Source organism: Candidatus Edwardsbacteria bacterium (assembly GCA_031082425.1).
Classification (GTDB): Bacteria; Edwardsbacteria; AC1; order AC1; family EtOH8; genus UBA2226.
The window spans coordinates 49,720-70,464 of record JAVHLB010000006.1; the positions used below are offsets into that span (position 1 = coordinate 49,720).

The following is a 20,745-nucleotide window of genomic DNA, read 5'->3' on the forward strand; positions in this document are numbered from 1 at the left end:
TTTCCTAAACCGGCCTTCACCGCAGCTGACCCCATTTTTCGCTTTTGGCCAGGTACCGCAGGATGGGGATCATCATGAAGCCCTCGTACATGATCCTGAAATTGAAGCTGGAATTGCCCCGCTGCCGGTCAATGAACACTATCGGCACTTCCTTGACCTTGAATCCTGACAGGATACTGCTGTAAAGGATCTCCTGCACTATGGCCGGGCCGCGTGAGATCAGGGAATCAACATCGATGGCCTCCAGCACCTCCCGCTTGAAGACCCGGTATCCGGAGGTGCAGTCCCTTATCTTTATCCTGAGCACCAGCCTGATATACCAGTTGGCAAAAACAGTGACAGCATGGCGCAGACAACCCCGGCCCACATCCGCCCCTCCCTTGACGAACCTGGAGCCCAGCACCACATCGGCCTGGTTCAGCCCTTCCAACAATGACGGAAGGTATTTGGGGTCGTGGGAAAAATCGGCATCCATCTCCACCACCGCCTCCGCCCCCCAGTTCAAGGCATAACGAAGCCCGGCGATGCCGGCCAGCCCCCTTCCCCTCAGCTTCTTCCTGTGCAGAATATGGACCCGCGGATTCTCGGCCGATAGTTTATCAATTATCTGCCCGGTGCCGTCCGGAGAATTGTCGTCCACCACCAGGATATCGACCTGGGGGACATAACCGAATATCTGTCCTATCAGCCGTTCAATGTTCTCGGCTTCACAGTAGGTCGGGATCATCACCATGGTCCTCATGTCGACCGCCCCTTAAAAAATATTCCGGCCGCTTCCTGGAGGTTGATCATTAATTCGGTCAAGGACCTCACCGACAGCGCTCTTTTGATAAAATACCCCGGCCTCAGATAAAATCTCCTGAGGGCCTCGCCCTGCCACTTCTTGAGCAGCTCCCCGGACAATCCCCCGAAAACGACCCCGGCCTCGGTTGACTGGTCGCCCCTATCCGAGGCAGTCCAGCCTTCACTGGCGGCCATGGTTTTCAGCGGAGTGAGCGGCTTGGTCACCGGCAGGTTGAATGAGGCGAAATCAGGGTCAAGCTCCAGGGCCAGGGACATGGTCCGTTCGAAAGTTTCCCGGGTCTCCCCGGGCAGGCCTATGATGAAGGTGGCCAGGGTCCGGATGCCCTCCCGGCGGCAGTCCCTGAAGGCCCGCCTTATGGCCTCCAGCTTGACCCCCTTGTGATGCCGGTCCAGGATCTCCTGGCTGCCGGATTCCACTCCGATCATGATCAGATCGCAGCCAGCCGCTTTCATCGATCCCAGCATCTCCGGGGTCAGCAGGTCGGCCCGGGAGAAACAGCCCCAGGGCAGGCCGATCTTTCTTTTATTCATCCCTTCCAGCAGAATCTCCGTCCTTTTCCGGTCAATCCCGAAGGTCTGGTCGCCGAAGGAAAAATACCTGACGCCCAGTTTCTTGATATATTCCAGTTCATCCAATACTTCCTCCACCGGCCTCATTTTATAAGGCAGCTGGCCAATCAGGCAGAAATCGCACTTATAGGGACAGCCAAAGTCTGTGACCACGCCGGCATAGGGAAGTCTTCTGGCAAACGGCATCCGGTATTTTTTGTAGGGAAAAATCTCATGTCTGGGGATGCCTGTGGAATACTCCGCTGTCCGGGCGCTGCGCCGACAGCAATATATTTCTTGGGATAAATAGGCAATATCAACCGCATTTTTATCATCGCCGGTCAGGTAGGGAAGCCACCCGCTCGAGGCATAGTCCAGCAGAACAGCATCGATGAAATGATTTTCCCTCAGGAGTTTTTCGGTTTCGTCAAATCCGGCATCGCCGCTGACAATAAGTTTGGCCGAAGGGAGGCCCTGCTTGAGCAGTTTGAAAAAATCGAGGTCGTTGGCAAAGGAAGCCAGTCCCAAAAGCGAGATGATGAAATCCGGACGGCTGTCCACTATTTTATCCAAGGCGGAATCATATGACAGCCTGTCGGCCATGGCATCCAGCACTAGAATCTGATGCTTGGAATGGAGATAGCCGCTGATCAGCAGCAGATCGATGGGCGGAGTCAGGTAGGCCGCCTTGGAGACCTTGCTGCAGTAGCTGTCCCTTAGGTAGATCCTATCTCCCGGGGGATTCAAGAGCATTACTTTGGCCATGGCAATACAATCATTTATTCAGTTTAGCAAAGGCCTCCGCCAGCATCTCGGGCGAGGGCGGACAGCCCTCCACCCATATCACATCGGGCAGGTCCTTGAGATGCTTGGTGCATTCGCCCACCGCTATCACCCTCCGGCTGTTTTCGGGGACTGCAGCATTTTTTCCGTAGACGAAATCCACCCGGCCGAAAACCATCTGGCGCAGCACCGGCATCAGGCTGGCGGCCCACCTCCGGGGATCTCTGGCCGAGGTTACCAGCCCTTCCCTGGCCGAACCGCCGCAGAGGCTGCAGGCCAGGGGCGTCCGCTGATTATGCAGGCCCAGCATTTTCAGCATCTGCATCTCCGGCCGCTTGAATCTGCGGGCGCAGTCCTCAAGTCGGTCCCCGATGATGGTTGCCTCCAGGGTTCCCAACCCCATTTGACTGGCCAGCGATAAATGTTCCACTTCCAGGGGGTCGATGCCCATCAGCCGACAGCCGGCGGCATCCACTGCCAGAGGGTCGGCCCCGGCGATCAGGACCCTGGATCCGACCTTCCTTCCGGCGAACAGCGGCCCATCGCCTTCGATGGCGGTGAAACCGTCCAGGATGGTGAAATCGGGGCGGATCATTTTGTAGAGTTCGGCCACCGGACGGTGCAGCCCGTTCTTATGAAACCTCTTCTTATCGGCGTATGACAACAGACCCTTCTGGTTCTTCAGGCCCAACGTGACCAGGGTATTGATATGGGTCTTCAGCTTGGGCAGGTTGATGTAATAAGCGCCTTTGAATATCAGGGGCAGATCAAGCTGGCCGTCGTACCATTCCACCGGGTATCGGGGGGCCTGGTTCAGGTCCAGCAGCGGGACCTGATATCTTCGGGCCAGTTCGCTAAAGCCGGTTCTTTCAAAAGCCTCCCCGGCATCAACCCCCAGCCCCGGCCCTTCGGCGATGGTGATATCCCTAACGCCTGTTTCTCTCAGGCACTCGACCAGCATTCCTACCAGGCTGGCATCGCTGACCACTCCGCTGGTCCCTGGAGCGGGGAAAACCAAGTTGGGCTTCAGCACCACCGGCCGGTCCCGGGGGATATTGATCGGCAGTTCTTTCAGCCAATCGGAGAACTGCGAAAGGTGTTTGATCTTTTTTAGATATACCTCTGGCATCGTTATCCGTCACTCAACATTATTGCCGACCCGCCCCAAAACATAAAGATGATGGGCATTCAGAACCTTGAACCAAACAGGAAGGTTATCCTCGATCCATTCGAACAGAGAAAGCAGGAATCCTTTCCGGGATTTGGCCGGGGCTGCTTTCCATTCCCACTTTCTCCCGAACAAGCCGGCGATCTTTGATATCTCGCCGCCCAGAGGCATGTCCCAAGTATCCCAGGTTGGTGGTACATCCACCGCCCCGGTTGCAATAACTTCGATGCCTGATCTTTCAAATGATCTCCGAATGCCCGGCAGGGCCATCATATCGAAATCGCCATGATCCCACTCCAGACCCGTGGCATTGTGATATATCTTATGAAGCCAAGTCCCGTGATTATCATGATTTAGCGTCACCATCAGAACCAGCCGATTGGAAACCCGGGAGATTTCGCGCAGGTAAGAAACGGGGTCGCGAAATCTTTCTAACATGCAAAAACTCCAGGCCAAATCAAAAGAGCCAGAGTCATACGGCAGCTTGTCCACCGACGCTTGGGTGGTTTGCATTCGATCCGATAAACCCCTTTTGGCCCATGTTTCCCTGGCATACATTAACAACAAATCAGAGGGGTTGGTCAAACCCACCGGCTTTGTTACAATGCCGGATAGCGGAAGCGAATTTGCCCCCGGAATGCCGGTAACCCCGTCGGCCGGAGATTCTAACACGCTGCACAGGTCATATTTATAAGCTACGCCCTGCAGCAATTTGCCCATCATATGCCGTTCGAATTTGGTCCCGAACCCTTCATCTTCCGAGACCCCGGAATGGCCCTTCAAATTATTGTCTGCCCAGGCTTTTATTTTATCGCTGTCGTTCATTTGCAGCGGGCTTAGGGCCGGCAGCTTTTTACCAGATGAAAAGATGTGTTTCAAGAAAACCAAAAATATGAAACTGTTGAGCGGTATGTAGCACAACCACCATAGTATAACAGCTCCGGTCTGCCTGAATAATTTCAGCATAATAGACATTTCTTATAAGTTAAAATACCAGGTCCCGGATCACCTTCAGGGAGGTCCGGAGATCGAATATCATATTGGTGTATGATGCGTTGGCCAGGGGGCAGGAGCACTTCCTGGCCTTGATCATTTTCCTTGCCTGGCGGGCCTGGCCCGAACGCCACAGCTTTTTGAAATCGTAACCCTGATCGGGCAGCCGGCCCATTTCATCGCCCCTGATGCAGCAGCCCCAGACCGCCCCGTCCGGCATTATCTGGACCGAGGCAAATCCGGCATAGCAGGACAGGCCGCTTTCCCCCTTCAGTATCCGGTACACATAACCGTAGTACTGCCGGCGGAATGCCTGGGCGATCCCGGCCCAACCCTTCTTCCGGTTCAAGTCGATCTCTCTGATCAGATGATCGGCTATCGGCTTATATTCTCCCGGGGACGGGGTGATGTCCAGGTCTAGGTTCAATAACTCCGCCCGGTTTTCGGCCACCTCGGCCACCAGGGAGCCGGTTCCCAGCTGGGCCAGATCTTTTCGCCGTTCCAGAAACCCCTCCAGATTGCTTTTGGAGATGACCGTGCCGATGCCGATCAGCAAATTGGTCGGCTGGGCCTTCTTCAGGGCCTCGATGGTGGAGACGGCGTTGCGCCAGGCATCCCCGCTGCCTCGGATGCTATTCTGTTCCTCCCCGGCGGAATCCAGCGAAACATTGACGATGAAATTTATCCTGGGGTATCGCTTGGCCAGCTCCCTGGCCACCGCTGAGGTTCTATCGGGCAGGCTTCCGTTGGTGGGGATGTTTACTAATCTGGGATGGCAGCTGCCGCAGCACAGGTCAACGATATCTTTGAAATCATCTCTTAAAAAAGGCTCTCCGCCGGAGAAGGTGACCCAATAGGCTGACCTGCCCATTGATAGGAACAGTTTCCGGTAATCCTCCAACCCCATCTCCGGAAGATTGGACTGGTATATTCGGCAGGTGGCGCAGCGGTAATTGCACCGAGTGGTGACGCTGATGGTGTAGTTCAGCGGCATCATCACCGGCCATCCCCAGGCCCGGAACATCCGGTAGGGAATCTGTCCGGCGATGGGGTTCACTTTTTACCTTCCGGATCTTTGGTGGAGGCAGCCATATCCCAGACGAAGGGATTCCTTTTGGCCAGATGGAAGTCATACCAGGCTAGGACCCTGGCCCCAAGCTCCAAAAGCAAAGAACCGGCAAGAAATATCACATTTTTCATGCTGGCCGGCATTTCATCCTTCAATAATCCCAGGACCATCAGATTGTTCATGGTGTCGGGCAGCTTCCAATCCGGCCGCAATTTAAGCAGATGATGGTAACCGACCAGATGCCTTCTCCGGACCTTGAGAAAATCTCTTATGTTATCGGGCCCCCTGTTTCTGAAAACAGCTTGAGGTATGTATTTGGGGATATATCCCCTCTCTTGTACCAATTGGACTATCCAGGTCTCGTCGGTGGCGGTATCGGTCGGAATGGCATCAAACACCCGGCGGAAAGCCACTGCTTCGCCGGCCTTGAAACTCTTCAGCGCTATGCGGTGATGCAGTGACCAGAAAAGGTTCACATAGAAACCCATGAAGCTGGCCCGGTCATTCTGGGGTATTATCCTTCCAGCAGTGATTCCCACCCGGTCGTCGGAGAACGGCTTAATCAGATGATTCAGGGCGCCATCGTCCGGCAGGATGTCGGCGCTCATCAACACCAATAGCTCGTTCGAGGAATTCCCGATCAAAAGATTGACCGCCGAGGCCTTCCCCCTTCGCCGGGGTTCTGTTATCAGCCGGACCCGGTGGTCTTTGGCGGCATAGGATCTGACGATGGGCTCAGTCTGATCGGTGCAGCCGGAGGCCACCACCAATATCTCGGACAGCCCGGAATCGCCCCGCTGATATATCAAGAGGCGGTCCAGTAATCTGCCGATATTGGCCGCCTCGTTATATGCCGCAATGCCTACGCTGAATTCACTGGTCATAGATTTCTCATTACAGCGGCCAGCACCTCCCCCGGAGTGATGCCGGCCATGCATTTGAGGTCCGGGCAGGACTGGCGGTAACAGGGCGAACAGGCTGTTGCGGCCGAAAGCTTTTCCCCCCTGCCGTACAGTTCGATCTCCTGCTGGCAAGTGGGGCCGAACAGGGCGATCACCTTTTTCTCCAGGGCGATCCCCAAGTGCATGGCCAGGCTGTCGGCGCTGACAATGACATCCAGGCACGAGATCAGGGCCGCAAATTGTCTGATATCAAGATCGACCGGAATGACAATGGTTCCGGGAACCTGTTTGGCGATCTTTTCAACCAAAGCCGTTTCGTCCGGCCCGCCCAGCAGCATCGGCTGGCCGATCCCCTCCTTTTTAACGGCCTTGGCCAGCCGGGCATAGTTGTCAGCCGGCCAGGCCTTGGTGGGGAAAGCCCTCCCCACTCCGGTATTCAGGCCGATCAAAGGGAGCCGGCCCTTATTCTTTAGCAGTTTTGCCAGGTATTCGGTTGCCCAGCCTATCTCCTTTTCGCTGGGGTGATACTGGTATTTTTGATTGGCATATTCCAGCCCGGCTGACTCGATGACCAGCTGCTGGTAGCTTTTTCGGTTGCTGCGGAACTTCAGCTGGTCCGACAATCCCAGGTCATAAAGATATCGGGACCTTTTATCCAACGGGACCAGGTAGCCCTTGGGATCCCAGCCGAAACCGGTCTTTTTATCAGCTTCCAGTATCGAAGCCAGGGCCGCAGCCCGGGGCTCCTTGTCCAGGCATATTATCCGGCTGAAATGCTGGGCCGACAGCTGGGTCAGGGATGCCGCATCAAAGCAAAGCAGTTCATCGAGCGACGGGTTGTTGTACAGCAGCGGAGCGGCATCGTGGTCGGTCAGCCAGGCGATCTTCATGTCCGGGCGGTGCTGCTTCAGGGCCATGGCCAGCGGGGTGGTCCTCAGCACGTCCCCCTTGGCAGCCAGTTTTATTATCAGGCAGCTTTCCTTCCAGGGGCGGTAGGTATTGCAGCCGGCGCATTGGCTGGAATATTTGCAGGGCCTGGCCCCGGCAAAATGGCGGCAGTCACTTTTCCAGTGCATGGCCGTCCTGTTTCAGCTCTTTCAATTTATACTGCAGGGTCCGCAGGCTTATCCCCAGTTGGTTGGCGGTCCTCTTGCGGTCCCCCTGGCAAGCCCTCAAGGTTGACAGGATATAGTCCAGCTCCATCTGATGCATGGTTTTTCCGGTGTTCACCGGCTGGGCCTCGGGCTTTTGGGACAGCACCGAACCCGGCAGGTCCTCCATCCCGATGATGCTGCCCTTGGTCATCACAATGGCATAGGATATCACGTTCTCCAATTCCCGGATGTTTCCCGGCCAGTAATAGCCGGTCATGGCCTCTTTGGCCTCTTTGGTGATATCCGTGATCTTCTTGGCCGCCGCCTGTTGGGAGTTCTCCAGGAAATAATGGATCAGCAGGGGGATGTCGTCCCGTCTTTCGCGCAGCGGCGGCAATTCTATGGTGACCACATTCAGCCGGTAGTAGAGGTCCTCCCGGAACCGGCCCTCGGCCACCTCCTGTTTAAGGTTCCGGTTGGTGGCCGAAATGATCCGGACATCCACCCGGATGCTCTTGTTCTCGCCGATCCTCCGCATCTCGCCGTCCTGCAACACCCGCAGCAGTTTGGCCTGAATGGTGGGGGAGATGTCGCCGATCTCGTCCAGGAAGAAGGTGCCCCCGTCGGCCTCCTCGAAAAGCCCCATCTTGTTGGCGGTGGCCCCGGTGAAGGAGCCTTTTTTATAGCCGAACAGCTCCGATTCCAGCAAGGTCTCCGGCAGCGCCCCGCAGTACTGGGCCAGGAACATGGCTTCGCGGCGCGGCCCGTTGTAGTGGATGGCCCTGGCGATCAGCTCCTTGCCGGTCCCGGATTCCCCCTGGATCAGCACCGGCACCGAACTATCCAGCACCCTCTCCACCAGGGAAAGGGCCGCCAGAAATTTGGCCGACTTGCCGACGATATTGTCGAACTGGTAATGGTGCCGGATCTCCTTTTTAAGTATCAGGTTCTCCTGGCACAGCCGGGCCTGCAGCCTGGCGTTCTCTATGGATATGGCCGCCATGTTGGCAAAGGCCGCCAGGAAATCCTTGTCATCCTCGGTAAAGACATTGGAGGTGGTGCGGCTGTCGATGTAGATCAGCCCGATTATCTCGCTTTGCTTTTTGAGGGGGGTGCACAGCACCGAGCGGATATTATACAGCATCACGCTTTCGGAGCCGGTAAAACGCGGGTCGGTCTTGGCGTCCGAGGTCAGCAGTGGCTCCCCGGTTTCCATCACCTGGTTCAGGGTGGTCTGGGATATCTCGCCGGGCTTCTCGATGTCCTTCTGCTCCAGGTTCCGGGCCACCTTGACCGACATCTCCTCCCCCGGGGCGTCCCGCAGCATTATGAAGCCCCGCTCGGCCCGGGTGGTGGATATCACCAGGTCCATCACCTTGCTGAGCAGCTCCTCGAAATCGGGGATGGAGTTTATGACCTGGCTGATATCGTAGAGGGCCAGTATCTCTTTTCTATCGGTCATATTCTTTTCTTGATCGGTCATGATATAGTGATTCCCTTTCAAGGAGTGCTGAATTTAGCTTCAGTTCGGGCCTGGTTGCCATCGGCATCAACGTTGATCACTTTCCATAGGTATTCCTGCCCTGCCTCCAGGGCCGCATCGCAATAAAGTTTTTCGGCGTATGAAAGATCACGGTGCCAGACGATCGTGGTGCCCTTACCTATCTCGACGCTGACATCCACCGATACATTGTTATTTATCCAGGACATGGTATCCGGCGGGCTGAACACAGAATTACTGCCGGGGCTGATAATGGAGGGCCATTCCAACCTATCGGAAACTACGCCCAGGACGGATTGGATCTCGATCCCGGCGCTGTCCAGGGCAAAAGGTAGAACATCGCCGGCCTTGACCTCGGGGCTCAGGGGGTTAAGCAGAAAGCTCCAAAAGTATTTCCTCGATTCAGGATCAAGTGCCCGGGAACTGTCCGGGATATAATTGTTGCCATTGATGCGGCAGCGTAAGCTAAAATATCTTTCCAGGACATCCTCCCCGTCGGGATGGCTGACGCTGCACTGCGGAATGACATAGTCCGACAGCTGGCCATCCCACACGGTATGAACGATCCATCTCAACACCTTGGCCTGGTTGATCCGGGGAACGCCCTTGAGGATAAAATTATGCTTCAGGCGGCCGTCGGAGGGGACCGTGATGGTGTCCACCTGGGAATGATAATAGGGATGCGAGGCGGCAAGAAAATAGGTCCTCCCGCCCTCCAGCTCGATGTTGTACTGGCCGGTGCTGTTGGTGCGCACCGAGAGGTTGGCCGGCACGGCGCTTACCACCGCATTGCCGACCGCGCCTCCGCCCCAGGCCGATACCGTGCCGCTGACGCCGCTGCCGTTCACCGGGTCCAGCGGGTTGTCCCGCTTGGCGTCCGGCCCGCAGCCCAGGGTTGAAACCGCCAGCAGGCAAAGGGCTATGATAAAGCTGTTGTGTATTTTCATTTTGAGATGATAATGTCCGCCAGATTGTATACCCAAAAGGACACCGCCAGATTGACGGTAAAATTCCGGGTCTTATACCAGCTGTTATATGTTTTATACTTGGCTTCAATGTCTCCGGGATCGGTGGCGTCCAGATATCGCTGGTGGCTGACGTAGGTCCCCAGCGCCGCCAGCCCTGTCCCGGCGGCAACCCCGGCCGCCCCCCATTTGAGGATCCTCCCTTTCCGGGGATCCCCCCGCACCGACTGGCCCCAGCCCGGCCAGAGGGATGATCGCCAGAGCCCCTGGAACTTGCCGGGCCGGCCCTTTTCGAACAGCAGGTTTGACCTGGGGTCACCATTGGAGGCGGCCCGAAAGAACTCTGCCTGGGCCCTTTTGAACACCTCTATGATCTTGGGGGAGACGAACTCCGGGTTCAGCTCCAGTTTGGGTTTTACGGCCAGGATCTGCTTGAACCTCTCAATGGCGGCCGGCTCCTGCCCCATGGCCACCAGGGAGAAGGCCAGATAGGTCCGGAAGTAGATGATGTCCTCCTGGGTAAACCCCGCCGTATCCTCCAGGGATCTTTCGGCGATTGCGATCACCTCCTGGAAATAACCATGCTCATAGGCTCTGATGACCGCGTTCATCGGGTTTTCCCGCTGGCCAAAGGCCTGGGCGGAGAGCAGCGTGACCAAGGCTCCGATATATATGATCTTTTTATCCATCATTGCAGAACGATCTGTTTTTCGGTGACCATGTCCTCGGCGATCCGGATGGTCTCTTTCCATTCCCTCCCCTCCGGGCCCACCAGCCTGAGTTCATGCTCCCCGATGGAGATCTTTATCGGCTGGCCCAGGGGGGTGGTGCCATGTTCGGCTCCATCGATCAATACTTTGGCCCAAGGCAGGACGCTGAGTTTAAGATAGCCGAATGCTTCGGGCAGGTCCAGCGCCACCAGGGCGGTGTCTCCCGGGGTTATCTGGACATCCTGGCGGTGTTCCCGGCGGTTGGGATGGCGCAATATCAGGGCATGGCGGCCGGCATCCAGTTTTAACGGGGCCTTGATGGGCGTCCGGTCGATGTAATTGCCGTCAACATACACTTCGGCCCAGGGCTTGACGGAAAACCTGAGATAGCCCGGAGACAGGACCACCGGCAAAAGGTCTACCGTGATTGAAAACTTCTGGCTTTTTCCCAATGAGAATTCCGAGATCTGATCCTGGTAGCCGGCTTGCTTCACCATCAGCCGGTGCCGGCCGGTATCCAGGGTGTTGATGGCCAGGGGAATTTTGCCCTGAAAACGGTCGTCGATATAGACCCTGGCCCCGGTGGTACCGGAAATGTTCACTAATTGCCCCGCCTCCGGCGCCGCGATCGGTGATGTGGTTGAGGTATCGACCGGCACAACGACCGCCGGCAGGGTCCTTTTAAAGTACCGGCTCAGGTATTTTACCCCGTAAAAGGCCGCGCTGAGGGCCAGGGCCGTGGCCGCAAAATATATGATCAGGCGCTTGATGAAGTAATCCCATCGTTCCTGCCGGGCCAGTTTTACGATCATCTCCTGATCGTCCTGCCGCGGCTGATAGCTGCCGGGATCGGCCATATACCGCGACAGGGCCTCGTTCCGGATCAGGGAATAGGGCTCCAAATCGGAGGATACCTGGGCCGACCGGGAATACCGGCGATGCTTGTCCTTCTCCAGCAGTTTAAAAACCAGATGGTCGATGCCGATCGGTATCTCGGGATCAATTTTGGCCAGCCTCCGGGGCGACAGCCTTAAGGTCCTGTCGATGCTCTGGGAATGGGTCTCCCCGGCAAAGGGATTGTCGCCGGTCAGCATCTGGTACAGTATCACGCCGGCCGCATAAAGGTCTGAGGCCTCATCGCCCTTCTGCCCCTTTATCTGCTCCGGGGCCAGATATGCCAGGGTTCCCACAAAAGTTCCGGGATCGGTGATGGTCAGGGCCTCCTTGGCATAGGCCAGACCGAAGTCGGTTATCTTGACCACCCCGGAGTTGGTGATCATTATATTGGCCGGTTTGATGTCCCGGTGGACAATGCCTTTTTCGTGGGCGTATCCCAGCCCGCTTATCACCTGCCTGATTATGAATACCGCCACCGTCAGGGGTGCTGTTTTCACCCTGTCCAGCAGCTGTTTCAAAGAGCCGCCGTCTATGTACTCCAGCACTATGAAATACGATCCCTCGAAGACGAAATAATCGATGATATCGACAATGTTCTGATGATGCAGGCCGCCCAGGATGTTGGCCTCCCGCTCGAAACGCCTGACGAATTCGGAATCCTGGGACAGGTGGGGATGCAGCTGCTTGATCACCACCTGCCGGCCCATCTCCCGGTGGGTTCCCAGATAGATGGTGGCCATGCCCCCGGTGGAAAGCAGCTCCAGGGCCTGATATTTCCCGATGGCCTTGTTCACCCGGCGGCCCCCAGGGATTCTATCTGTGACAGGTCCAGCAGCAGGTACATCTGCGAGTCGGTCATGCCCAGGGCGTAGAACTGGGGAATCTCCTTAAGGATGGACGGCCACACCCCCAGGGTCTGGTCGTCCAGATCCACCAAACCCACGATCCGGTTCACCAGTAGCCGGATATCCCGGCCGTTCCAGGCACAGTTGATCACCCGGTCGGCCGGCCCGTCCTTGACCCCGAAAGCCTGCGGCAGGTCGTACTCCTGTGCCCAGGCGCGTTCGGCCCCTGCCGGGACGGCCTCCCTCCGGCCCACCGAGTTTATATATTCGGCCGGCAGGCCCAGGTAGTGCGGCCCTATGGTAAAAGCCAGAATCCTCATTATGCTAATTGAACTCCGAAACCAGGGTGTTCAGTTTATCGGCCGACTGCGAAAGGGTCTGGGCCACAGCGGTAAGCTCCTCCATCGAGGCCGTCAGCTGCTGCACCGCAGCGGCCACCTCCTGGGTGGAGGCGGCGGTGTCGATGGCCACGGTGGAGACGTCCGAAGCCAGCTTGACCACTTCGGTGGCGCTCTTGCTCTGGTTCCTGGTGGCCTCGGCTATCTGCTTGACCATGGTCCCGGCCACCGCCACAGTGCTGTTGATCACTTTGAGCGACTGCTCGGTCTGGTCCACCGTCACCTTGCTGGCGTCGATAGTGCTCCGGCTTTCGTCGATGACCTCCACGGTCCTGGCAATCTCCTTCTCCACCTCGCCGATCAGGGTGGCCACCTTCAGGGCCGAGTTGCCGGCCTCCACCGCCAGCACCCGGATCTCGTCGGCCACCACCGAAAAACCCTTGCCGGCCTCGCCGGCCCGGGCCGCCTCGATGGCCGCGTTCAGGGCCAGAAAATCGGTCTGCTGGGAAAGGTTGGAGATCAGGCTGACCACCACCCCGATCTCGGCCGATTTCTTCTGCAGGTCCTGCACCTTCTGGTTGGTCAGAGCCGCCGAGGTGTATATCTCGGCCATCTTGGAGACCGCCTCGAAGGTCTTCTCGGCCCCCGATTGGGAGGCGTCGATGGCCTTCTGGGAGGAGACCATGGTCATCCGGCCCTGGGATTCTATCAGCTTGATGGAGGTGGAAAGCTTCTCCACCTCCTTGGCCATCTGGGTCAGCCGCTCCGACTGAACGGTGGTGCCCCGGGATATCTGCTGAACGGTGGAGGAGATCTCCTGGCTGGAGGCGCTCATCTCCTGGGAGGAGGCCGCCAGTTGCTGGGAGCTGGCCGCCAGGCCCGAGGCCACATTGGTGATCTCCCTGACCATCAGGCGGATCTGCCCCACAAAACTGTTATAAGCTTGGCAGAGGTCTCCCAATTCGTTGTTGCCCAGCACCGGAAGCTTCCGGGACAGGCCGCCCTTGCCCTCCGAAATATTCTGCAGTATGGAGGTCAGCAGGGACACGGTGCGGTTTATCCCTTTGGCCGTCAGAAAGGCTATGGCCAGGGTGGCCGCGATACCCAGGATTGCCACATACCAGATGCCGGGGTATTTGGCGATGATCGTCCCGAAGGTGAAGGCCAGTATCATTATCACCGTGAACAGGATTATCAGCCTCCAAAGTATGCTCAGACGGTAGGAACGGCGGTATACTTTTGCGCCATCAGCGGTCCCGGCCGCCAGGGAGGAGACATAGGAAGACAGCATGGTCTCTTCGATCAGGAATATCAGCGAGCCGGCAACCAGGCCGGTCAGAAAACCGGGCAGGATCACCTCCGCGGTATGGGCCGGGGTGACCCCGGTGCCCATCAGCATCATCAAAAAGGCGCAGGCCGGAACCCCGATGGTGAAATGTCCCAGCATATGCAACGAGGTGACCAGGGGGAAATTCAGCGCCCTGGTGAAGGCCTGGTCGCTATCAATTTTGTCTGATGGGCTCTGGTTGAAATAGCTTGCCACCGGCTGCAGTCTTTTCCGGTTGATGATCTGTAATTCCGCGGCCAGGACCAGGGCCCAGGCCGGCCCGAAGAAGATCAGAAATTTAAGCGCGGCCGGCGGCAGGTCCACCGAATGGCCCACGAATACCAGCAATAAGGGAACCCCCAGGAAAATGGCGATCACATCCGGAACGGCCAGGATCAGATTGAATTTGTTAACTTTCATTTTCCTCCCCCTTTATCTGGAAGCTGTCCACCTGGCGCTTGAGCTCCTCGGCCAGATGTGCCAGCTCCTGGGCCGAGGCGGTCATCTCCTGCATGGAAGCCATCTGCTCCTGCTGGGCGGCAGCGGTCTGCTCCATGCCCGAGGCCGCCTCCTCGGCCACCACCGCCACCTGTTCGATGGCCTTGGCGATCTTCTTTACCCCCTCCACCTGGTTGCCGGTGGCCTGGGATATCTGGGAGGCCCGGTCGGCCGATAGCTTCACCGCCTGGATGATCTGGGAAAAGGCCTGGTTGCCCTTGGCGGCAAAATCCTTGCCTTCGGCCACCTGGGCGTCGACCTGGTTCATGGCCAGCACCGTCTGTTCGGTCTCGCCCTGGATCTCCTTGATCAGGTCCTCGATCTCCTTGGTGGCGCCGGCCGTCCTCTCGGCCAGCTTTTTTACCTCCCCGGCCACCACCGCAAATCCCTTGCCGGCATCGCCGGCCCGGGCGGCCTCGATGGCCGCGTTAAGGGCCAGCAGGTTGGTGCGCCGGGCCACCGATGAGATCAGTTCTGTTATCCGGCCGATCTCCCCGGTGCGCTTCTGCAGGTCGCTGACCACATTGGTCAGATGGGACATGGTCTGGTCTATCTTGCCCATCTGCTGGACTATGCTCATCATGGTGGCTCCCCCCTGGGAGGCCATCTCCACCGCCTGGCTGGCCGACTGGGCCGAATCCTGGGCGTTGTTGCTGACCTGCTCCACCGATGTTGAGATGTCATCGATGGCCTCCTTGGTGACCCGGACCGATGCCACCTGGGTCCCTATGCCCTGCGATATCCTCTGGACGGTGGCCGATATCTCCTGTTGGGAGGCGTTCATCTCCTGGGTGGAGGCCGCCAGTTCCTCGGAGGTGGTGGCCACCCCGTTGGCGGTATTGATGATGGTCTTGACCAGTTTCTCCAGCTTCTCCACGAAGGTGTTGAAGTGGCGGGTCAGTCTCCCGATATCGTCGTTGGAATGCTGTTCTATCTTGGAGGTCAGGTCGGCCGAGCCGCTGGCCATGTCTCCGATCATCCGGCTGATCATTCCCACCGGCTTGACCACCATCCGCCGGATTATGTAGCGGACCAGCAGCAGCGCCACGATGAACGTCACCAGCAGGACCAGCACCACATTGCTCAGCAGCCTCTGGAAAAGCTGGGTTATCACCACGGGGTCCAGGTTAAGCCGGGCCGCCTGTTTGGTCATCACCTCCAGGATGATAACCAGGATCGCCCCCATGGACAAGGTCAGGGCCGAGAACAGGACGATCACGAAGCCGCTGGTGATCTTGGACTCCAGGCTCACCTCCCGGTCCTTCTCCATGGCCTTGAACAGGGTGACCAGGGCCCAGCCGATGATGCAGGCCGGCACCAGCATGGTCAGCAGCCCGATGACCCCCAGCTTGGAGAACAGGTAGACCCCGATGATGGAGACCGGGGCCAATACCAGGTTGAGTTTCAGGTCCGACCAGGTCAGGCCGAAAACGTCCCGGGCGGTGAAAGTGCCCTCGATCAGGTGATAGGAACTGACCAGCAGATCGTTCACCAGAACATAGACCAGCAGGGCGGCCAGCAATTTCGGCAGGTTGGCCCAGCTTAAAATGCCGCTCCCGCTCTGCCCGCCCAAAATGCCAAACACCCAGACCATCGCCAGGACTGCGAATACGAACTGGCCGGGGATAAAGAACACCCTGGGCCAGGGCTTCTTCCTTTTGATCTGGTGGAAGAAAGAGGGCAGGTATATGGCCAGGATCGCCGGAACCGGGCCGAACACCAGAAAGGTAAAATAGACCACCACCAGATCCAGGGAGACGAATACCCCGCCGGGCAGGGCCACGGTGAACCACTGGCAGAGGGTCACGGTCAGCAGCAGCAGCAGCATTACCCACCATTGGATGTTCAGTTCGCCCAAGTGAAGGATCAGGAGGGCCGCCCCGGCCGCCGCCACCGCCCAGGCAAACAGATTGCGCAAATTTATTCTGCTCAGCACTTTTTTATCTCCATATAAAATATATTTTCGGCCTCGACTAAGTTTGCCCTAGTTACTGCTTAAGCGATCATCTGGTATAATTCCTGGCTATTCAGGGCAAAGATGATCTCATCATTATATTCAAAGGCCCCATCGACCGATCTGATGGCCGATGCCAGTTGGGCGTCGATCTCCATTTTAACGCCCGCCTGCCGGGGAATGATCTCCCCCACCTCATCCGCCAGCAGCCCGATGGCCGCAGGCCCGTCCTGCAGAACGATCACCGGGCTTAGCCCCGGGGGTTTCCCCAGGTCCGGCCGCCCCAGGCCGCCGTCGCCGGCGATATCCACCACCGTTATCTGGCGGCCCAGCCAGTCCATCATCCCGGCCACCGACCCGCCCAGGGCCGGCAGGCTGGTGAGGGCCGGCTGATAGACTATCTCCTGAACCAGGGACAGGTCCAGGGCGTACCAGACATTGCCCAGTCGGCACAACAGCCATTTGCCGTCCTGGTCCATTTACACCTCGTCGTTCTTCAGCAGCTCTATCTGCTCGGCGGCCTTCTTGGCCCACCAGTTGTGGGGCGAGAGCTTCAAGCATTTCTGCCATTCCTTGAGGGCCGCCCCGTACATTTTCTTTTGATAATAGACCTGCCCCAGATGGTAGTAGGCTTCGATCAGGTTGGGCCCCAGCACCGTGGCCTTGGAGAAGAAGAACATGGCGTCATCCAGCATCTGCCGCTCCAGATAGACCAGGCCCAGATAATAATGGGCGTAAAGCACCGCCGGACGGTCCTTGCCGGATTTGATCACCCGGCTCAAATGCTCGATGGCCTCGCCGAAGATGCCCTTTTTGAAGGAGATGAAGCCAAGGTTATTGCGCACCGCGTCGTTGTTGGGCTCCAGCTGCAGCACCTTCAGGCATACCGCCAGCCCGTCATCGTACATCCCCTGGTAACTGTAGGCCCAGCCCAGCAGACCCAGGGCCCTGGTGTCGTTGGGGTTCAGCTTGACGGCGTTGGACAGCGAGCCGATGGCCTTTTCAAACTCCCCGGAGCATATCTGGTTCCAGCCTTCCGCCACATAGGTGGAGCTGCCCAGGGAATCGGTGCGCATGGTCTCCACAAAGGACCTGATCATCACCTTGGACTCGTCGTCGCTGACCGCGGCCGACTTGTACTGGTCGATCAGGGATTTCACCGAATCGTGCAGGGCATTCAGGTGTTTGATGCCCACCGCTATCTCCTTGTAAAGCGACCGGATCTCCTGTTCCAGCCTGGCCGACTGGGCCTTGGCATCGGGGCTTTTAAGCGCCTGCTGGATGGAGGCTATCTTGCCCTGAAAATCATTCACCAGCTCCGACAATGTGGCCATAATGCACCGCCTCGTTTTTATATTACCGACAGATCTGTTTTCAATGATTTCAGCGGCAGGCCCTGACGATGGCCCCCGGGATCTGGTCCAGCGGCAGCACCTCGTCCACCGCCCCGGTCTCCACCGCCGCCTTGGGCATGCCGTAGACCACGCAGGTGGAGCGGTCCTCGGCGATGATGTGCCCGCCCTTCTTCTTCATCCCGGCCACTCCGTTGGCCCCGTCGTGCCCCATCCCGGTAAGGATCACGCCCACCGTCTCCGCCGGCGAATAAAGCGCCACCGACTCCATCATCACGTCCACCGATGGCCGGACCCCGAACCTGGGAGGGTCCTGGTTCAATGTTATCCGGTCCCCGGAGGGGGACAGTTCCATATGGTATCCGGCCGGGGCCAGCAGGGCCAGCCCCCTTTCCAGGACATCGCCCTCCTGGGCCTCCCGGACCCTGATCTTGCTGCGGTTGTCCAGCCGCTCGGCCAGAGATCTGGTAAAGCCCACCGGCATGTGCTGCACCAACAGCAGAGCGGCGTTTATCTCCTGGGGCAGCTTGGGCAGTATCTCGGCCAGGGCCCGGGTGCCGCCGGTGGATGAGCCGATGGCCAGGGTCCTCATTATCCCGGTCGGGGTCCTGCCCTCGAGCGCCGCCTGGGGCGGACGCTGATTGCTGCCGGGCCTCAGCTTGGCCAGATCGACTTCGGCCGCCATCCGGATCTTCTCCACCAGTTCCTCCCGGACCTTGTCGATGTCCAGCGAGATGGAACCGGAAGGTTTGGTGACGAAGTCCACCGCCCCCAGCTCCAGGGCCAGCAGGGTGGATTCGGCTCCCTCCTTGGCGTGGGCCGAGAGCATCACCGTGGCCACCGGGGAATCGGTCATCAGCCGGGCCAGGGCCTGGAGGCCGTCCATCTTGGGCATCTCGATGTCCATGGTCACCACATCGGGCGACAGCTGGCGGACCAGCTCGATGGCCTCCAGGCCGTTCTTGGCGGAGCCCACCAGCTTGAGCCCCGGGGTGGCCTTGACGATGTCGCCCACCATGTTGCGCATCAGGGCGGAGTCGTCCACCACCAGGACCTTTATGGTACGAAGGTCAGTCATCTTTTGGAAAATAAAAGTGTCACTGTTGTATTATTGTCTTGCCTTCTTTTGGGAAAATATAAGTTTCCTGCCCGCCCAGTATGCACCCTATGGTTCCGCCCAATATGCCACCGGTAAGCCCGGAAATTACCATTATCGGCAGCATTAATTTCAGTTTTTCTTTTTCGCTGAAAAATCCAGTGGTACAGAGCCACCCGGTTGTCGCCACAGCGGAAAGGCTGATGCTGCCGATGATAATTCCGTCGCGAATCCCAATGCTCCGGCTTTTGCGCTTGATGCTCTGCAGATCACAGAATAGCATCTGACCCATCCGGTCGGCGGTCTGATTGTAAACGATCAGGGTATCACCAAACAACGCCACATCCCGACCGATGATCTGTTTTTGCTCTCTGCTGGTCAACGTCAGCCGATGGCCCTTTTTGGCACTGGAAATCCCGGCAATAGCCTCGGCCTGCCGATCATTTGATATCACCTGCCGGTGGGCGCAACCGGAGAAATTTATCAGGGCCGTAGAGATTGTTGTTATTATCGCTGCCGTTCGATAAAGGCACATCTCATAGCTCTTTCAGCTTACCAAAAGACAGGCTAAGCGTTGCCAAACCGTAAGGCATATCCTTATTTATATTTAAGATTCCCCCTATTCCTATTCCGATATATTTCCCATGCATTGAAACCTGTGCTTTCACCGGGAGCCCTATCGTTCTGAATTTTACAGATTCAGTTCCAGGATTGTAGGCCTCAGGTTCCGTTCTATCCAGGCCAACAATATAGCTTACCCCGGTGCATAAGGATGCAAATTTATTTTCTTTGGCTTTGTAAAAGCCTATCAACAAGCTGTATGTGTCGCACTCCCAGTCAACGCCATCCCAAAATTCATTGTTATTGAATTTAGCCACACGGGTAAAATTTCCAGCATATAAAATCTTTGTCGTTACATAATTTAACCCAAAATCAATTCCAATAGAAGGCATTCCAAAAGCAGCATCGATCCAATACAAATTATTTACGCAGGGTCCATTGTTTATCTTTTTCGTTTGAAAATTCCCAGTATCATCTCTATCTGTTGCTGAATATAATGCACTGGCGTCATTTTGGGTTGTGTCCAATTTAGCCTGCCCCAAAAGGGATGCAGGCGTAGCCGCACATAATAACACAAACAAACTGATTGAACCTAAGCAAAAAACAGGTCTCATTTTTTCTTTCGCTTATTATTTGTCCTCACAGTTCTTTCATCCCGGCCTTGAAAGAATGCACCACCACCGTTCCCGATGAGGTCAGGAACTCCACCGACCGGCCGTAGTCGGCCCCGGTGTCCTCGGCCACGATGGGGATCCCGTAATTGTTCAGCTCCTGCTTGGCCTGAAGGGTATTCCTCTGCCCGATGTTGCTGTAGCTGGTCTTCCCCGAGTTGAGCAGTTTGGAGAACATATTGGCCCCGCCCACCAGCTTGCTGACCATTCGTACCCTTGAGCAGCCCATCCCCTCCAGAGCCTGGATCAGCTCCTTGAGGGCGGTGGTGACGAACTTGGCCGGATTGCTCTGGTTGCGGGCCAGATCGGGCTCGGGCAGCATCACATGGGCCAGGCCGCCGGTCTTCATCTGGGGGTCGTAGATGATGATGGCTAGGCAGGAGCCCAGGCCGTGGGTGGTTATTATAACCGGGCTCCGGGCTGCCTTATAATCGGCTATTTTCACTATCAACTGGTCGGACAAACTTCACCCCTTTTCATATTGCTCGGAGCACATATTAGCGAACAATTCTTTTAACTGCCATATTGCATTGGTTCATGATGTCATACCTGCGAAGCTTGTCCTCGCGGAGGCGGGGAGCAGGCATCCAGTGGTTGTCTGCGGGTTCCCGCCTTCGCGGGAATGACACAAACACTCAACCAAACATTTATCGCTGATAATGGTGTGC

At 57.2% G+C, this 20,745-nt stretch carries 20 protein-coding genes; all 20 read right to left on the minus strand.

All coding sequences use genetic code 11. The annotated features are described in order from the left end of the window. Positions 1 to 16 precede the first annotated feature (16 nt). Entirely contained in the window at positions 17 to 742 is a 726-nt protein-coding gene (locus tag RDU76_07275; protein ID MDQ7798728.1) for a polyprenol monophosphomannose synthase, read from the minus strand. Continuing rightward, entirely contained in the window at positions 739 to 2,118 is a 1,380-nt protein-coding gene (locus RDU76_07280) for a radical SAM protein (GenBank protein MDQ7798729.1), read from the minus strand. Before RDU76_07280 ends, RDU76_07275 begins: the two co-directional genes overlap by 4 nt. A 10-nt stretch (positions 2,119 to 2,128) precedes the next feature. Then, entirely contained in the window at positions 2,129 to 3,265 is a 1,137-nt protein-coding gene (locus RDU76_07285; protein MDQ7798730.1) for a DUF362 domain-containing protein, read from the minus strand. Between the two features lie 9 nt (positions 3,266 to 3,274). Further along, positions 3,275 to 4,087, minus strand: a complete 813-nt coding sequence (locus tag RDU76_07290; protein MDQ7798731.1) for a methyltransferase domain-containing protein — start codon at positions 4,085 to 4,087, stop codon at positions 3,275 to 3,277. Positions 4,088 to 4,289: 202 nt separating this feature from the next. Then, entirely contained in the window at positions 4,290 to 5,354 is a 1,065-nt protein-coding gene (locus tag RDU76_07295; GenBank protein MDQ7798732.1) for a radical SAM protein, read from the minus strand. Continuing rightward, the gene (locus RDU76_07300) at positions 5,351 to 6,250 is read right to left on the minus strand and encodes a glycosyltransferase (protein MDQ7798733.1); all 900 of its coding nucleotides are present in this window, start codon (positions 6,248 to 6,250) and stop codon (positions 5,351 to 5,353) included. Before RDU76_07300 ends, RDU76_07295 begins: the two co-directional genes overlap by 4 nt. Further along, positions 6,247 to 7,344 carry a glycosyltransferase family 9 protein gene (locus RDU76_07305; GenBank protein MDQ7798734.1) on the minus strand — a complete coding sequence of 366 codons (1,098 nt, stop codon included), beginning with the start codon at positions 7,342 to 7,344 and terminating at the stop codon, positions 6,247 to 6,249. The genes RDU76_07300 and RDU76_07305 overlap by 4 nt, the downstream gene beginning before the upstream one ends. After that, entirely contained in the window at positions 7,328 to 8,824 is a 1,497-nt protein-coding gene (locus tag RDU76_07310) for a sigma 54-interacting transcriptional regulator (GenBank protein MDQ7798735.1), read from the minus strand. Before RDU76_07310 ends, RDU76_07305 begins: the two co-directional genes overlap by 17 nt. Before the next feature lie 38 nt (positions 8,825 to 8,862). Next, the gene (locus tag RDU76_07315) at positions 8,863 to 9,810 is read right to left on the minus strand and encodes a carboxypeptidase-like regulatory domain-containing protein (GenBank protein MDQ7798736.1); all 948 of its coding nucleotides are present in this window, start codon (positions 9,808 to 9,810) and stop codon (positions 8,863 to 8,865) included. Further along, entirely contained in the window at positions 9,807 to 10,520 is a 714-nt protein-coding gene (locus tag RDU76_07320) for a hypothetical protein (protein MDQ7798737.1), read from the minus strand. The genes RDU76_07315 and RDU76_07320 overlap by 4 nt, the downstream gene beginning before the upstream one ends. Next, positions 10,517 to 12,229, minus strand: coding sequence for a serine/threonine-protein kinase (locus RDU76_07325; GenBank protein MDQ7798738.1), 1,713 nt, complete (start codon positions 12,227 to 12,229; stop codon positions 10,517 to 10,519). The genes RDU76_07320 and RDU76_07325 overlap by 4 nt, the downstream gene beginning before the upstream one ends. Beyond that, complete coding sequence (locus tag RDU76_07330) at positions 12,226 to 12,600, minus strand: hypothetical protein (protein ID MDQ7798739.1); 375 nt, start codon at positions 12,598 to 12,600, stop codon at positions 12,226 to 12,228. Before RDU76_07330 ends, RDU76_07325 begins: the two co-directional genes overlap by 4 nt. A gap of 4 nt (positions 12,601 to 12,604) precedes the next feature. After that, positions 12,605 to 14,365 carry a methyl-accepting chemotaxis protein gene (locus tag RDU76_07335; GenBank protein ID MDQ7798740.1) on the minus strand — a complete coding sequence of 587 codons (1,761 nt, stop codon included), beginning with the start codon at positions 14,363 to 14,365 and terminating at the stop codon, positions 12,605 to 12,607. Continuing rightward, positions 14,355 to 16,379, minus strand: coding sequence for a HAMP domain-containing methyl-accepting chemotaxis protein (locus tag RDU76_07340; GenBank protein ID MDQ7798741.1), 2,025 nt, complete (start codon positions 16,377 to 16,379; stop codon positions 14,355 to 14,357). The genes RDU76_07335 and RDU76_07340 overlap by 11 nt, the downstream gene beginning before the upstream one ends. A gap of 59 nt (positions 16,380 to 16,438) precedes the next feature. Next, positions 16,439 to 16,876, minus strand: coding sequence for a chemotaxis protein CheW (locus RDU76_07345; GenBank protein MDQ7798742.1), 438 nt, complete (start codon positions 16,874 to 16,876; stop codon positions 16,439 to 16,441). Then, a complete protein-coding gene (locus tag RDU76_07350) occupies positions 16,877 to 17,731 on the minus strand; it encodes a tetratricopeptide repeat protein (GenBank protein MDQ7798743.1) in 855 nt (284 codons plus the stop codon). A gap of 49 nt (positions 17,732 to 17,780) precedes the next feature. Further along, on the minus strand, positions 17,781 to 18,827 hold the full coding sequence (locus RDU76_07355) for a chemotaxis response regulator protein-glutamate methylesterase (GenBank protein MDQ7798744.1): 1,047 nt from the start codon (positions 18,825 to 18,827) through the stop codon (positions 17,781 to 17,783). Positions 18,828 to 18,846: 19 nt separating this feature from the next. After that, positions 18,847 to 19,380: a hypothetical protein gene (locus tag RDU76_07360; GenBank protein ID MDQ7798745.1), complete on the minus strand. Its 534-nt coding sequence runs from the start codon at positions 19,378 to 19,380 to the stop codon at positions 18,847 to 18,849. Between the two features lies 1 nt (position 19,381). Next, entirely contained in the window at positions 19,382 to 19,933 is a 552-nt protein-coding gene (locus tag RDU76_07365) for a hypothetical protein (GenBank protein ID MDQ7798746.1), read from the minus strand. Positions 19,934 to 20,045: 112 nt separating this feature from the next. Next, positions 20,046 to 20,540, minus strand: a complete 495-nt coding sequence (locus RDU76_07370) for a chemotaxis protein CheD (GenBank protein ID MDQ7798747.1) — start codon at positions 20,538 to 20,540, stop codon at positions 20,046 to 20,048. Positions 20,541 to 20,745 lie beyond the last annotated feature (205 nt).

What these genes read in the sequence shown, in the direction of transcription:
- RDU76_07275 (MDQ7798728.1), bottom strand. Translation starts at nt 742, where the DNA reads ATGAGGACCATGGTGATGATCCCGACCTACTGTGAAGCCGAGAACATT.
- RDU76_07280 (MDQ7798729.1), bottom strand. Translation starts at nt 2,118, where the DNA reads ATGGCCAAAGTAATGCTCTTGAATCCCCCGGGAGATAGGATCTACCTA.
- RDU76_07285 (MDQ7798730.1), bottom strand. Translation starts at nt 3,265, where the DNA reads ATGCCAGAGGTATATCTAAAAAAGATCAAACACCTTTCGCAGTTCTCC.
- RDU76_07300 (MDQ7798733.1), bottom strand. Translation starts at nt 6,250, where the DNA reads ATGACCAGTGAATTCAGCGTAGGCATTGCGGCATATAACGAGGCGGCC.
- RDU76_07305 (MDQ7798734.1), bottom strand. Translation starts at nt 7,344, where the DNA reads ATGCACTGGAAAAGTGACTGCCGCCATTTTGCCGGGGCCAGGCCCTGC.
- RDU76_07310 (MDQ7798735.1), bottom strand. Translation starts at nt 8,824, where the DNA reads ATGACCGATAGAAAAGAGATACTGGCCCTCTACGATATCAGCCAGGTC.
- RDU76_07315 (MDQ7798736.1), bottom strand. Translation starts at nt 9,810, where the DNA reads ATGAAAATACACAACAGCTTTATCATAGCCCTTTGCCTGCTGGCGGTT.
- RDU76_07320 (MDQ7798737.1), bottom strand. Translation starts at nt 10,520, where the DNA reads ATGATGGATAAAAAGATCATATATATCGGAGCCTTGGTCACGCTGCTC.
- RDU76_07330 (MDQ7798739.1), bottom strand. Translation starts at nt 12,600, where the DNA reads ATGAGGATTCTGGCTTTTACCATAGGGCCGCACTACCTGGGCCTGCCG.
- RDU76_07335 (MDQ7798740.1), bottom strand. Translation starts at nt 14,365, where the DNA reads ATGAAAGTTAACAAATTCAATCTGATCCTGGCCGTTCCGGATGTGATC.
- RDU76_07345 (MDQ7798742.1), bottom strand. Translation starts at nt 16,876, where the DNA reads ATGGACCAGGACGGCAAATGGCTGTTGTGCCGACTGGGCAATGTCTGG.
- RDU76_07350 (MDQ7798743.1), bottom strand. Translation starts at nt 17,731, where the DNA reads ATGGCCACATTGTCGGAGCTGGTGAATGATTTTCAGGGCAAGATAGCC.
- RDU76_07355 (MDQ7798744.1), bottom strand. Translation starts at nt 18,827, where the DNA reads ATGACTGACCTTCGTACCATAAAGGTCCTGGTGGTGGACGACTCCGCC.
- RDU76_07360 (MDQ7798745.1), bottom strand. Translation starts at nt 19,380, where the DNA reads ATGTGCCTTTATCGAACGGCAGCGATAATAACAACAATCTCTACGGCC.